Raw genomic sequence first — 13044 nt, forward strand, 5'->3', positions numbered from 1 at the left:
GTTACGAATGGTGCTAACTGTTATTTTTTCTGCTTCCCAATCCGCTTTGGGAACTGAAATCTGCAATTCGCTATCCCACCAATGAGAATTGGGGAAGGTTGTATTGGCCTGAACTGCTTCTCAAAAAGGCTCCATGGCAGACTGGAGTCCGATATAAATCCCTTGAAAAACCACTTATAGGAAACCTGAAATTAGCCTGAAAAAATACAAGCTGGTCATCTTTGTATACAGCGCTTTCTGGCATGGTTACGATTGGTAAAACAGTAAACTTGCTATCAAATCCAACCGGGAATTCTGGATCGACAATAACAAATGAAATTTGCAACCGGATCTTGAAAGTAATACCAATTACTAAGCAAAAAGGGTAGATTTTTAGTAGGTGTTGGATATTTAGATGATTAGTTCTAAGTTTAACTTTTACTAAAAAGGATTTACAAATAGCGTAAGCCTAATCTAATTTGTCAAATTTTACTCTTTATAGATGTTTCAAAAAACAAATATTTTGAAGGGGTATATACTGATCAACGTTTTAACGAGATGAGCTTTCAAGTCCATGAAATTTAAATTTCCCGCGAAATGATTGACAAAAAAATCACTTCACTTATTGGTAAAGCCATCCGGGAAGGGAAATTTCTGAACATTACCTACAAAAACAAGGAAGGGGAGATTACACCTTTTTGGGTCAGCATCCTTGATATAAGCGCAAAAGATGAACTGTGGGTAAACATGTTTAATGTGACAAAGGATGAACCACTCCTAGGCAAAAAAATATTTATTTCATCGATCCAGAGTGCTGAAATCCTAAAATTCTCCCATAGTGAATCTACAGAAAAACTGATCAAAAAGCTGGATGAGGATGAAAGTTTACAGGTCTATGAATTTGACCGGTATGATAACAACATATTGAATTACTTTCTGGAATGCTACAAAGCCAATAAAGATCCCTTCTTGCACAAATCCCATTTGATCCAGAGAGTGGATTTGGAAGAATTGGCAAAGGAAAACCCATATTCCTTAAAGGACGAACAGCTGAAACAGATCATAAAAGAGATCTATCACAACGATTACCGCAAGTATTATGAATACGAGCTTGCGATCAGTGAGTTTTCAATTGATTTACCCACTAAAGGCAAATTTGTGATTGCCTACAGAAAGCTCACCCTTGATCCTGTAAACAAAAAATTACATGTGGGTAGCAAAACACAGTTCAATTCCAATTTCTATATAAAAGACGTAAAGCACTCCTTGGCTTATTACACTGATTTAAATCCGACTGATTTTGAAGCAGTTTACACCAAGGATCAATCGGAAGCCATAGAATTGTTGAGAGGTAATTTCAAAACTGGCGAATTGATCAATACAAGGCCGGAACTAGTTGTTTTAGGATATGCGCAGATAGATATAGCTGGGATTTACGACAACATCCATGCAGAATATAAGAAGGATGAAATTGAAGTTCCGTTGAAGGCTTTCTTTCAAAAACTGTCATTGCTGGATAGGAAAAACCGAAAGGAGCCGCACATCGTGCTGTACGATCAGAACATAAATATTGATCAGATTCAAACTATATATAATGCACTGAAATACCCCATCACCTATGTGCAGGGACCACCGGGAACGGGTAAAACCCAAACTATTTTAAATATCATTGTCAATTGCCTTACGAATGGCAAAACGCTATTGATCTCGTCAAACAACAATGTGCCCATTGACGGGATTAAAGACAAGTTATACTTGGGCAAATACCGAAACAAAGAAATAATGCTTCCAGTACTTCGGCTTGGAAACAATGAGTGCGTAACACAAGCCATCAAGGCAATTAAGGAATGGTTTGCTTTTGAAACCAATGATGTGCCAAAGGAAAAACTGCTGTATAATCTCAAAGAAACGTCAAAAGAGAAAAACCGAAAATTGCTTGAGAAAATTCAAAATCATGAGACTAGAATTGAACAGTCGCAAAACCTCGAGTTTGTAAGCAGTCTGCTGTCAAAAGCCGGCAATCATTTGCTGGAAAAGGAAAAACTTGCCATTGAAGAGAAACTGAGTCAGATACCGGAGACCAAAAATGATGATCTGGACAATTTATATGAAGTCATCAAAGACAATCACCAGCTTTTGCAGTTTTTCTACTATGAATCTCTAAGATACGTAAAACGACTCAGATCCAAGGAATATGCTGATCTAATAGAAATACTCCAGATTGAAGAATCCGAAAAACAAATAAGAGAATTCAATAAATGGATTGCGATTGATGAGAACCTGGAAAAGCTCAGCAAAGTATTTCCCATTATACTTACTACCAATATCTCGAGCCGCAAGCTTGGACGGAAATTTAAGTTTGATTTACTCGTAATAGATGAAGCGGGTCAATGCGATATTTCCACTAGCTTGATTCCTATTTCAAAGTGCCAAAACATGGTTCTTATTGGCGACACAAACCAGTTGAAGCCGATTGTCGTTTTTGAAGAGAGTACTGGCCATCAACTGATGCGGATGTTCGGTATGGACAGTACCTATGATTATCACAATAATTCTATCCTGTCACTATACAAGAGGATAGATAATATTTCCAGGGATATTTTGCTGAGCTATCATTATCGCTGTGGAGAAAAGATTATCAACTATTCAAACATGCGGTTCTATGAAAACAAGCTTAACCTTTCGAAGATTAAAACTAAAGGGGAGCTGAAGCTGATTGATGTGAATAATGTAAATCAACAGAATAGAAATGCCTCAATTGATGAAGCGGCAGAGATCGTAAAATACATTGCAGACCATCAATTAAAGGATGTTTTCATCATCACCCCCTTCCGCAACCAAGAAGCAGTTTTGAATCATTACCTGGGAAGGGCAAAAGCCAATAATGAAATAGACAATTCTGTAAGTTGTGGTACGATTCACAAAATTCAAGGGCAGGAGAACAGAACCATTATCATATCCACCTCCCTATCAAGAAATACTTCTCCCAAAACCTACGACTGGATAAAGAACAACAGCCAGCTAATCAATGTCGGAGTCACAAGGGCCCAGGAAAATTTGATTGTGGTTGCTGATAAACGAGCTATAGATATACTGTCGAGAAAAGATGATGATCTATACGCGCTGGTTGATTATGTTCAAAAAAACGGCACAACTCAGATCCCGCAAAGCACCGCAAACAGGTTTACCATCGGGTTTTCGAATGACTCAAAATTTGAAGATGAATTCTACAAAACGATGAGCCACTATTGCTCCGTCCAGGGTAGCCGATTTGAAAGAAATGTGAAAGTTTTGGATGTCTTGCCGGAAGAAATCGATAATCAAGCGGTCAACAAGAAGGAATTTGATGGGGTGATTTATCTGGGTCGGGTACCAAAGGTTGTCTTTGAAATCAACGGCGCAGAACACTACAGAAGCAGAAAGCGGATTGAATCGGATAAAATAAAAATGGAACTGCTCCGATCCAAAGGAATCAACTTAATTACCATTCCAAATCCCTACGTCAAACATTACGAATTCATCCGGGAATTGATGAATAAGATCAAAGGAGGTGTGTACCAAAAATCATTGTTTGATGGATAGGATCCTATTGTTCTTACTTAAGAAGTGAATGATTTCTATCAAGCCAAAGGATGGACCGTATTGAGGTTTTGGGATTTTGAGGTGAAAGGAGGTTTGGGATTCTGTTTAAATTCTAATTTGAATAATAAACCCCAACATTCTTAATACCTACCTTTTCTGATACGGCCTAATTCTTCCATCCATCCCCGTCAACTACTGACACAAAAACCGCCATCATTACATTTTTAACAGATTGATGGAAATGGGCTGCTATTTTTGACCAATATTCTCAAGGAGTCATGTCTATAATCAAGGAAAGTCTCCTTCAATGAGAAAAATCAAAAATCAATCATTCAAATGAACATTGAAAAAATCGAAACTGCTTTGACCTCAGCCTTGTCACTTTTGTTTAATGAATTGAGCGTAATTGAATCAGAAGACTTAAGAAACGAATTTTTGATAGTAACTGATTTGCTGGAAAATGGAATTAAAGAAATCAATGCTGCTAAATAAAAAAGTCCTATCCGAATGAAGGGTGTGGATTTCAATTTATTCTCTCTTTTGAGGAAGAAAAGGAACTTTGCTTTACTGAGTAGCCTGAAGAGCTAGGAGTGAGGGAGTAAACTCGAAAATTGAGGGTGAAAAACGGTGAAACAAAAGGGATTGTCAACTCCAAAGCCCATAATAGGGGAATTCACAATTGCAATCAGCCCTTCTTCCCCTAAATATTAATCGGATAGGCGCGGTGGCCGACGCAAAAGCGGGCCAGCGTTCGGGTTTGCGCGTGGAAGCTTTTTTGCGTCTTGATTTTTTCGTTCTTTTTCATCAAGGAAAAAGAACATAAAAGAAGAGAACGAGGGATGCTGGCCACTACCATTTCTTTGTTTTTAGACCTCATACCCCTTCACCACCCCCTCCAAAAACTCCCCAATATCCCTGCCGTCAGTGACCTGATCATCGGTCAACTCGAACTCCTCAAACTCATGCCATTCATGATCCACCTCCGGATTGTAAGGCTGAGTGTGTAGCCTGGGCAAGCCCCAATCCTGCGGAACAAAAAACTCCTCCGAAATCAGCTTTTTCTTCAATAGGAGCGTAGCCTCTTCAACCATTATTTCACTGAGATTGGCGAAGACCACACTCCCAAATTTCTTGTAATTATGCGCATCGCGGTAACGGTAGTTTAGGCGAAGGTTTTTTGCCTGACACACCCGTTCCAAAAAATCATCCAGATCAGCTTCACTTGTAAAAGTAGCATGTGCTTCTAAACCAGACTCGAAATACTGAATCAGCCTTAAAAGACTGTGAAAATAGTAATACCACTGCCCTTCATGATTATAGATATAGATAGGTTTGATGCCCTCAGCACTCTCCAGATAAAGCACATCTATTGATCTTGAAGGACGAATATATTCTGTGGTAACGGATACGAACTTGCGCATGACTAGGCCTGGATTTGAATTCAAACATAGCCACAAAGCGATTTTCCGCTAGGGTATCAATTCCCATACCCAGACAAATTCAGTCAGAAAAAATCCTCTTACCCGGCCGAGAGCTTCGCAGAAGCCTGGTAGAGAAATGGAGGAATAGGCTCATTTCAATAATTGACTAATTGATAGTTTTGCGACATTTTTCATGTCGCGATGTCGCGAAAATGATTGGTTACCTTTAAGCCTTAGACGCTTTTACGATCTAAATCCGGATATTCCGGAGCATGTTGACCCCCTTGGGTTCTGATTCCGGAGCATATTGACGCCTCTTTTTAATGGTTTTTGTTCCTTAGTCGCTCATTAAGCACTAAGTGGAAGGTTATTGCCTTTAATTCAGGGTAAAAGAAAACTGTACCAAAGGGCCAAAAAGCAAAAGACACGCCCTGGGACGCTGTTCATATGGGTAGCGTGGCGTGTACTGTTGATACAAAAGTAAGTGTATTACTTATAAACCGCAATTTCTTTTTTGCGCTGGAAATGTGAGTTGATTGAATAGTCCCGGAGAATAGACGGTCAAGGCTCATGGCTGGCCTTTTCAAGATAACCACTAAAAGATCACAGCTAAAGCCCCTCGATGTAGATTACCTGAAAAATCTTTAATTGTCATCCATACATTGGACTCCACACGATTTTCAATTTTAAAAAGGTCGACGATTTGTTTTGACTTTTCTACTTCGACGACCCTTCCTGAAATAATCGAATTGTCTTCCTTTTTTACGGCTACTTTATATCCAATAAGATCGGTTGTATCCACCTCGGCGATTTCCAAGTCTTCCAAAAAAACTGTGCTGACTGGAGGAAAACTCCAACCCGTGTTCAGAGCTTTGATGTCAGCTTTTGATTTTAATTCGTCGTCATATTTAAAGATTTCCATCAATACATAAAGTTGTTCAGGATCTTCATCAGGATAAGGGGTATGGAATCGGACGATCTGTCCAACCTGATTTGGGTAGTTAATTTTCTTCTTATTTGCTGTCATGAGTTATGGGTTTTAAATGGATTAAAATTTCAGCTCTCACATCTTCTATTAATTGAAATCGTTCATTGGTCAGTATTCCAGCAGTAAGATTATTCGGGGATATGCTACTGTTTTCTATAAAATGACAAAGCGTGCTAATTGCTGATTCTGAATAAGAACTTGATCCCCAGGACAAATTCAAAGGCTTGAAAATCAATTGCTGTCCTTGGAATTCCTGAGAAACCAATTCATCCTTAAAATGCTTCTGAATGAGTTCCAATTGATCAATTGAACCCAAGGAAACCCAAACTTCTAAGGTCAGCGGAATAAAACTTTGATAATTCTCATTCATCCATTTCATTAGATCAAATGCAGATTTTAAGGCATCATTTGGAGTTGCATGCCATTCCGGCCAGTTCAGGTTTTCAAAATCATACCTATGAAGAATTCCTTTGAGTTGACTTAAGGAGAGGAAATAGGGCTTGGAAGGATTATCTTCCGGATGCGCCATGACTGACACCAGAAACTCTCCATTGAATCCCGAAAATTCCAGATATTCATTCGCTTCATCAATCTCGGTGATAATCCAATTTTCCGGTGGCGATTGTGGCAGATAGTCTTTGTTCATGGTATGTTTGTTAAAATGGTTGACAAACTGGACTATCTTAAGATAAGTAAAAATTCAAAATGTTTACAATAGTAAACAAAAATATTTTAGAAATATTTTCTAATGGACATCAAACAGGAATTCGGAAAGCGCTTAAATCAGCTTAGGAAAGAAAAAAAAATGTCTCAGGAAACGCTTGCGGAACTATCCGGATTGAACCGACCCTATATCTCCGCTATTGAGCAGGGAAAGCGGAATGTCTCTATTGAAGTGATTGAAAAACTAGCTCAGGCTCTGGAAATCCAAATCAAAGACTTCTTTGAAGATTAAACCCTACATACTGCCCAAAGTAGCCGTAGCCCAATTCTGCGAGGAAAACGGCTTCTACACCACTGCCAAGCGCTCGTATAACATGTCTCAAATCAGATCGAAGGGAACCAAACCGGAACTGCTTCTCAAAAAAGCACTTTGGGAATCCGGTGTCCGATATAAAACTCCCAAAACTCCACTGCTTGGAAAACCCGATATCAGTCTGAAAAAATACAAGCTGGTTATATTTGTAGATGGTGCATTTTGGCATGGTTACGATTGGAAAAATCGAAAACATGCCATCAAATCCAACCGGGAATTTTGGATTGCCAAGATCGAACGAAATATGCAGCGCGATGAGGAAGTCAATCAGTTCTACCGATCCAAAGGCTGGACTGTTTTAAGATTCTGGGATTTTGAGGTGAAAGGGGAGTTGGGAAGGTGTATATATCACGCGCTAAAAAATCTCCAAGATGAGGGTAACTCTCACAATCTTTAAATCCAGAGGAAAATTCTTGACAAATACCGTCAATTTGATTTCCATTTCGAGAAAGTGAAATTTCCGTTTCTTAGTTTTGGTTTTCAAAAAACAAAATCATGGATACGGTTAAAATCAAACTAGCATTATCATCAGCCTTGTCACTTATAGATAATGAAGTGAGCGTAATTGAATCAGAAGACCTGAGAAACGAATTCTTGCTCGTAATCGATTTGCTGGAAAGTGCGATTAAAGAAATCGTTGCTGCTAAATAAAAAAGTCTCATCGGCACGACCGATCTCCTAGCCAGTCATAGTTGGTGAGCGTAGTCTAACAATAATGGCTGGAAATAGAATCTCCAAACAAATTTCAGAGTCCCATCGGGACAGTTCATTTCTTTACCATCCTCTAAAAAAAACCGAGCGAAATATACAGCGCGACCAAGAAGTCAATTCCTTCTTTCAATCCAAAGTCTAAAGGGTGCTGAGGTTCTGGAATTTTGAGGTGATGGGCGAGTTGGGTATTTGTTTGAGAAAAGTAATGAACTTCTTATCCACCTAGATTTAATTCAATTAATTTGATCGAAAAGAATTTGAATTTTTTATCTTGTGTTGTCAATCCCCTGCACGCCTCTGAATACATGCGCATCTTGCAGGGCTTTTTTTTAACTTAAGTTTAATTGAAAAATAAAGGGTTAGATTGAAATCAATGATTGACAGTTATTGACAATTTTTGTAAATCAGAAATTGAGGCAATACGAGAGTGATTATATTTGAAAATATCAGATTAAAAAATCAGTTGACGTTTGTAAGGCGACTTTGATTTAAAAAAATGCTTAATGAAATTATTAGAGAAAATATCAATTGAAGAGGTAAATGGCCAGAAATTCAAGGTCCGTGTGGTTGAGGCTACCGAAAATGGGAAAGCAGCCTTCACCCATTATCTCCACAATCACCAAAACGGAATATCCCAGTTTTACAAAAAGGAAGCTGTTAAGCATGTAAGACATGCAATGGAATACAAATTTCCTGAGTCTGACATCACTTATGAAGTGGCCGAACAAGCACTTCAATACATGTTGTTCGACTACAAAAGTGAAGTTCCATTTCCTGAGCCTAAAGAACCTAAATTCAAATTCATTGATTTGTTTGCAGGAATTGGAGGCTTTAGACTTGCCATGCAAAGTCTTGGCGGAAAATGCGTTTTCACAAGTGAGTGGGATGAACAGGCCAAAAAAACCTATGAGGCCAATTTTGGCGAAGTTCCATTTGGGGACATCACTAAAGAAGAAACCAAGAAGTTTATCCCGGATGGCTTCGATGTGCTTTGTGCCGGGTTTCCTTGCCAGGCTTTTTCTATTGCCGGACGTAGGGGAGGATTTGAGGATACCCGAGGAACACTCTTTTTTGATGTAGCTGAGATTATCAAGCAGAAGCGGCCTAAGGCTTTTTTCCTTGAGAATGTAAAAGGCTTGAGAAATCATGACAAAGGAAGAACCTTAGCGACAATATTGAATGTACTCAGGGAAGATTTAGGATATTTTGTTCCTGATCCTGAAATTATGAATGCAAAGAATTTTGGAGTACCTCAAAATAGAGAACGAATTTTTATTGTAGGTTTTAGAAAGGATTTGGGGATTTCTGAATTTAAATATCCTGAGCCATTTGAAGAAGTTGCCGCATTTGAAGATGTCAAAGAAGAGTCTGTAGTTTCAGTGAAGTATTACCTTTCTACACAATATTTAAAAACCTTAAAGGAACACAAGGCTAGGCATGAAGGGAAAGGCAATGGGTTTGGCTATGAGATAATTCCTGATGATGGAATTGCCAATGCTGTTGTTTGTGGAGGTATGGGAAGAGAGCGTAACTTGGTATATGACGACAGGTTAGAAGACTTTAACCCAATTACCCATATCAGAGGTGAAGTTAATCGACTTGGAATCAGAAAAATGACCCCAAGGGAATGGGCGAGATTACAAGGTTTTCCTGATAAATATGTGATTCCTGTTGCAGATGCCTCAGCCTATAAACAGTTTGGTAATTCTGTAGCTGTGCCTGCGATCAAAGCCACTGCTGAGAGAATTATAAAAGTAATTGTCTAATGCTGAAAGGAAATAAAGGTGAATGGAGCGAATTATATGTTCTAGTTACGCTTCTCGCAGAAGGAAAGCTCTTTCAGTCAGGTGTCAAATTAGAGAAAGATTTCAGTAATGTATATGAAATTGTAAAGGCTTATAAAAGCGAAATTCAATATAAACTGGAGTTTGAAAGAACAAATAAAATCAGCATTTACAAGAAAAATGATCAACAAAATGAGCTGATTGGTGAGTTCTCATTCTCTGATTTTAGTAAAGTTTCAAAATTGCTTTATAATGGTATTTTAAAAGGGAAAGGGAGTTCCTTTGAAATTTCAGAAGTGGAGGATTTTTTAAATGGCTCTCAAATCAATAAATTAAAAGCTGATAATAGTGTAAAGTCTGATATTCAGTTAAAAATTTATGACCATAGATTAGCTAAAGAAACTGATCTTGGTTTTAGTATTAAATCCCTTTTGGGAGGCGATTCTACCTTATTCAATACAGGTGTAGGGAACAATTTTATTTTCTCAACTGAAAATATTTTAGAAGAGACGATCGAAGACTTTAATTCGAGGACTTACAAGCCGGAAGGTGGAATGTCAAAACTTACTTTTCGTCTCATGGAACTAGAAAGTAGGGGATTTGAGATGAAATTTGATAAGGTCCAATCCAATCAGCTTTGGAAAAATCTGAAGATGATTGATGGAGATTTACCTGCAATTATAGGTTGGTCATTGTATTACAGATTCCGGTTTAGAGAGTCCTCTCTCATCAAAATATCAGCATTATTGGAAGAGAGAGACCCCATGAATTTTTATGGTGGTGTGGGTAGCGAGCAAAAGCTTTATGAATATAAACTAAAAAGATTTTTAACAGAAGCTGCTATGGGTATGACTTCTGAAAAGGTCTGGCTCGGTGAATATGATTCCTTCGGAGGTGTCATAATTGCTAAGAGGGATGGCGATATCGTATGCTTCCATATTTATGATTTCAACTTGTTCAGAAACTATTTATTGAATAACACAAAGTTTGAACAACCCTCAACTGGAGAGGATAGTGAATTTCCTGGAAGATCAAGAACATCTGGTAAAAACTATAACTATGGATGGCTTTATAGAGAGGATGAACTTTTAAAAATTAAACTAAATCTACAAGTTCGCTTTAAGTGATTTTTAACTCCAATTGCCACAGAATGGTGCATCGGGGAATGGACACCTTGAGTGTTGGGGACTTGAGAAGGATTGTTTCACTATGATTTGTTTTAATTTACAACTTTAAATACGCTTGATTATGATTACATCAGAACAGCAAAAGCAGTTGATTGAAATCAAAAACCAAATTTTACAAAGCTTTTCAAAATCCGATTGGATTGAATTAGGGTATATACTCGGGAGTTTCGATGTTATTGACTCCCATCCTCGTTTACTTAGAAGTTTGGATTGGCAGGATGATGACTATTCAGGCAATGTGCTACAAGTTTTAAATCAATTGATAAGTATAGATCCTAAAAATCTAGATGAAATAAAAAGATATTTGGGAGACAAAACTTCGGTCCCAGTAGTTTCAGAATTGATTTCCACAGCACATCAGGAGGCTCCAAAAAAAATCATTACTTTTTCCCCACAGGTATTCCAGATTCCTACGAGTTCACAAAATGAAAAGCTTGTTGCCGTAATGTTGCCCTTTAAGCTTCAAAAGACATTTGATGCAATAAAAAATACTTGCGACACCCTTTCTTTGGATTGTTTGAAAGCTGATGATATATGGGTAAGTACTACCTTTATTCAAGATATTTTTGAATTAATTTTTACCTCTAGGGTGGTTGTTGCAGATTTTACCGGGAAAAATCCCAATGTCTTATATGAAGTTGGTATAGCACATACTCTGGGTAAGACGGTGATTCCAATAACTCAATCTATGGGGGATATCCCTTCAGACCTTGGCCACCATAGGGCTTTGTTGTATCATCCAAATGCTCAAGGATTAATTGATCTTTCTACAGAATTGGAGAAAAGACTAAAAACCCTATTCCCAAATCCATTTGATTTACTCTGAATACAACCAAAGAATGGAAAAAATCAAAGTAAAATATAAAAAACATAAGCTTGAGTTTTGGATTCTTCTAATAGGAATTTTGGCTATGAATGTCATTTTCCTTTCTCCAGCATTTCACAAAGGTAGTATTGCTCGAGATTCAGCTGGGCATTTGGGCGATTTTGTTGGAGGATATGTGGGTACATTATTCGCCCTAATTAGTGTTTTGATCCTTGCAAGAACTCTCAAGTCCCAGAAAGATTCAAATGATCTTCAAAAATTTGAAACTCGTTTTTTTGAACTTCTTAGATTCCAAAGAGAGAATGTGGATGAAATGGAATTGGCTAAACGAAAAGGGAGGCGAATATTCGTTTTGATGATTCGGGAGTTTCGGGAGGTTATGAAAATTGTGAAATCAACAGCTAAGGAAACGAATCAAATATTTGAGCCTAAAGATTTAATTTCAATAAGTTACTACGGTTTTTATTATGGAGGTGGACCCCACTCCAAAAGAATGTTAAGATCATCTTTGAGTAAATATGAACAAATTTTTGTTGATCATTTGATAGAAAAGCTAAGTTCCGAAATTCATCAAAAATCGGCAAAAAAAGAACGCAGTTTAAAATACCGTCCTTTTGGAGGACATCTGTCTAGGTTGGGTCATTATTACAGACATCTGTACCAGACAGTAAAATATGTGCATAATTTAAAAATCGACATCGACAAGAAAGAGTACATCCGAACCCTTCGTGCCCAACTTACCGTGCATGAACAAGCAATGTTTTTTCTAAATAGTCTGAATCCAATGGGTAAGGTTTGGTGGGATGAAAATTTCATCAAAGAATATGGTTTAGTGAAAAATATCCCAAAAGGTTTCTTTGATGAAATTGAAGAAATCAATATCACCAGTTTATTTCCATCTAATTATTTCGAATGGCAAGGAATTGAAAATAAAAACTAAATAATCCTATATGAGCCTTACAATTAAAGACCTCGACAAAATCATCGATTCTCTAACTTCTTCTAAAAAAGCCATCGAAGAGTCCATTTCGCATCCTGATTATGTATCCAAAAATTAAAGTCTCAATGAGATAGACGAATTCCTAAATAAAGTTAGGGCGATGAAAAAAGAGCAAAAAAGCTAAATTCAATTATGCTGGAGGACTTTTTAACAAACCTCAAAGATGGATCATCGCAAAAGAAAATCTCCGTTTTTTGCGGGGCGGGGATTTCCTTTGATTCTGGTTTGCCTTTAGCGAAAGAATTGCTCAGGAAAATTTGTTCTGCTCTGGATCTAAAGAAGGAAGAAACGAAATGTCTGCTTAACTCCAACTTGCCTTTTGAATCTTTTATAGAGACTATACACCAGGAGGTAAGTATAGATGGGATTTTGGATGTTTTCGAGTTAGGAGTGCAAAATCCGGTCAAATTGACCCCCGCTAGCCGAAGGAAACTGACCCCTTCTGGCCGGAGCAAATTGACCCCCGCTAGCCGGAGTAAATTGACCCCCTTGGAGGAATATTTTTTGGGAATGGAATAGTGGTGTTTCGA

General features: G+C 37.8%; 13 protein-coding genes. 10 read left to right on the top strand and 3 right to left on the bottom strand.

The window, feature by feature from the left end; all coding sequences use genetic code 11:
• The first annotated feature begins 190 nt into the window (after positions 1-190).
• The 3 genes from Q8M62_RS21590 (at position 191) to Q8M62_RS15855 (ending at position 4053) form a co-directional block, all read left to right on the top strand.
• The gene (locus Q8M62_RS21590; protein WP_371134674.1) at positions 191-259 is read left to right on the top strand and encodes a hypothetical protein; all 69 of its coding nucleotides are present in this window, start codon (positions 191-193) and stop codon (positions 257-259) included.
• Between the two features lie 317 nt (positions 260-576).
• Positions 577-3561 carry an ATP-binding protein gene (locus tag Q8M62_RS15850; RefSeq protein WP_305668212.1) on the top strand — a complete coding sequence of 995 codons (2985 nt, stop codon included), beginning with the start codon at positions 577-579 and terminating at the stop codon, positions 3559-3561.
• Between the two features lie 336 nt (positions 3562-3897).
• Positions 3898-4053 (top strand): hypothetical protein, encoded by a 156-nt coding sequence (locus tag Q8M62_RS15855; protein ID WP_305668213.1) that lies wholly within the window; start codon positions 3898-3900, stop codon positions 4051-4053.
• 374 nt (positions 4054-4427) lie between these two features.
• On the opposite strand, the gene Q8M62_RS15860 is transcribed toward Q8M62_RS15855, so the two are convergent.
• The 3 genes from Q8M62_RS15860 to Q8M62_RS15870 form a co-directional block, all read right to left on the bottom strand.
• The gene (locus Q8M62_RS15860; RefSeq protein WP_305668214.1) at positions 4428-4982 is read right to left on the bottom strand and encodes a hypothetical protein; all 555 of its coding nucleotides are present in this window, start codon (positions 4980-4982) and stop codon (positions 4428-4430) included.
• Positions 4983-5577: 595 nt separating this feature from the next.
• Positions 5578-6009 (bottom strand): hypothetical protein, encoded by a 432-nt coding sequence (locus Q8M62_RS15865; RefSeq protein WP_305668215.1) that lies wholly within the window; start codon positions 6007-6009, stop codon positions 5578-5580.
• Positions 5996-6616: a hypothetical protein gene (locus tag Q8M62_RS15870; RefSeq protein WP_305668216.1), complete on the bottom strand. Its 621-nt coding sequence runs from the start codon at positions 6614-6616 to the stop codon at positions 5996-5998. Before Q8M62_RS15870 ends, Q8M62_RS15865 begins: the two co-directional genes overlap by 14 nt.
• 102 nt (positions 6617-6718) lie before the next feature.
• Between Q8M62_RS15870 and Q8M62_RS15875 the strand changes: the two genes are divergently transcribed.
• The 7 genes from Q8M62_RS15875 (at position 6719) to Q8M62_RS15905 (ending at position 12454) form a co-directional block, all read left to right on the top strand.
• Entirely contained in the window at positions 6719-6925 is a 207-nt protein-coding gene (locus Q8M62_RS15875) for a helix-turn-helix domain-containing protein (protein WP_305668217.1), read from the top strand.
• Entirely contained in the window at positions 6915-7403 is a 489-nt protein-coding gene (locus Q8M62_RS15880; RefSeq protein ID WP_305668218.1) for a very short patch repair endonuclease, read from the top strand. Before Q8M62_RS15875 ends, Q8M62_RS15880 begins: the two co-directional genes overlap by 11 nt.
• Positions 7404-7501: 98 nt before the next feature.
• A complete protein-coding gene (locus tag Q8M62_RS15885; RefSeq protein WP_305668219.1) occupies positions 7502-7657 on the top strand; it encodes a hypothetical protein in 156 nt (51 codons plus the stop codon).
• Positions 7658-8220: 563 nt separating this feature from the next.
• Entirely contained in the window at positions 8221-9483 is a 1263-nt protein-coding gene (locus Q8M62_RS15890; RefSeq protein ID WP_305668220.1) for a DNA cytosine methyltransferase, read from the top strand.
• A complete protein-coding gene (locus Q8M62_RS15895; RefSeq protein ID WP_305668221.1) occupies positions 9483-10628 on the top strand; it encodes an HpaII family restriction endonuclease in 1146 nt (381 codons plus the stop codon). The genes Q8M62_RS15890 and Q8M62_RS15895 overlap by 1 nt, the downstream gene beginning before the upstream one ends.
• A 121-nt stretch (positions 10629-10749) precedes the next feature.
• Positions 10750-11514 carry a hypothetical protein gene (locus Q8M62_RS15900; RefSeq protein WP_305668222.1) on the top strand — a complete coding sequence of 255 codons (765 nt, stop codon included), beginning with the start codon at positions 10750-10752 and terminating at the stop codon, positions 11512-11514.
• Positions 11515-11527: 13 nt separating this feature from the next.
• Positions 11528-12454 carry a putative phage abortive infection protein gene (locus Q8M62_RS15905; protein ID WP_305668223.1) on the top strand — a complete coding sequence of 309 codons (927 nt, stop codon included), beginning with the start codon at positions 11528-11530 and terminating at the stop codon, positions 12452-12454.
• Positions 12455-13044 lie beyond the last annotated feature (590 nt).

Origin of the sequence: Algoriphagus sp. (assembly GCF_030694375.1) — a bacterium.
In the GTDB taxonomy this organism is placed as follows: Bacteria; Bacteroidota; Bacteroidia; order Cytophagales; family Cyclobacteriaceae; genus Algoriphagus.

Bases quoted from the DNA above. Each gene is read 5' to 3' on its own strand.
- Q8M62_RS15905 (WP_305668223.1), top strand. From the start codon at position 11,528: ATGGAAAAAATCAAAGTAAAATATAAAAAACATAAGCTTGAGTTTTGG.
- Q8M62_RS15895 (WP_305668221.1), top strand. From the start codon at position 9,483: ATGCTGAAAGGAAATAAAGGTGAATGGAGCGAATTATATGTTCTAGTT.
- Q8M62_RS15885 (WP_305668219.1), top strand. From the start codon at position 7,502: ATGGATACGGTTAAAATCAAACTAGCATTATCATCAGCCTTGTCACTT.
- Q8M62_RS15875 (WP_305668217.1), top strand. From the start codon at position 6,719: ATGGACATCAAACAGGAATTCGGAAAGCGCTTAAATCAGCTTAGGAAA.
- Q8M62_RS15870 (WP_305668216.1), bottom strand. From the start codon at position 6,616: ATGAACAAAGACTATCTGCCACAATCGCCACCGGAAAATTGGATTATC.
- Q8M62_RS15865 (WP_305668215.1), bottom strand. From the start codon at position 6,009: ATGACAGCAAATAAGAAGAAAATTAACTACCCAAATCAGGTTGGACAG.
- Q8M62_RS15855 (WP_305668213.1), top strand. From the start codon at position 3,898: ATGAACATTGAAAAAATCGAAACTGCTTTGACCTCAGCCTTGTCACTT.
- Q8M62_RS15860 (WP_305668214.1), bottom strand. From the start codon at position 4,982: ATGCGCAAGTTCGTATCCGTTACCACAGAATATATTCGTCCTTCAAGA.
- Q8M62_RS15900 (WP_305668222.1), top strand. From the start codon at position 10,750: ATGATTACATCAGAACAGCAAAAGCAGTTGATTGAAATCAAAAACCAA.
- Q8M62_RS15890 (WP_305668220.1), top strand. From the start codon at position 8,221: ATGAAATTATTAGAGAAAATATCAATTGAAGAGGTAAATGGCCAGAAA.
- Q8M62_RS15850 (WP_305668212.1), top strand. From the start codon at position 577: ATGATTGACAAAAAAATCACTTCACTTATTGGTAAAGCCATCCGGGAA.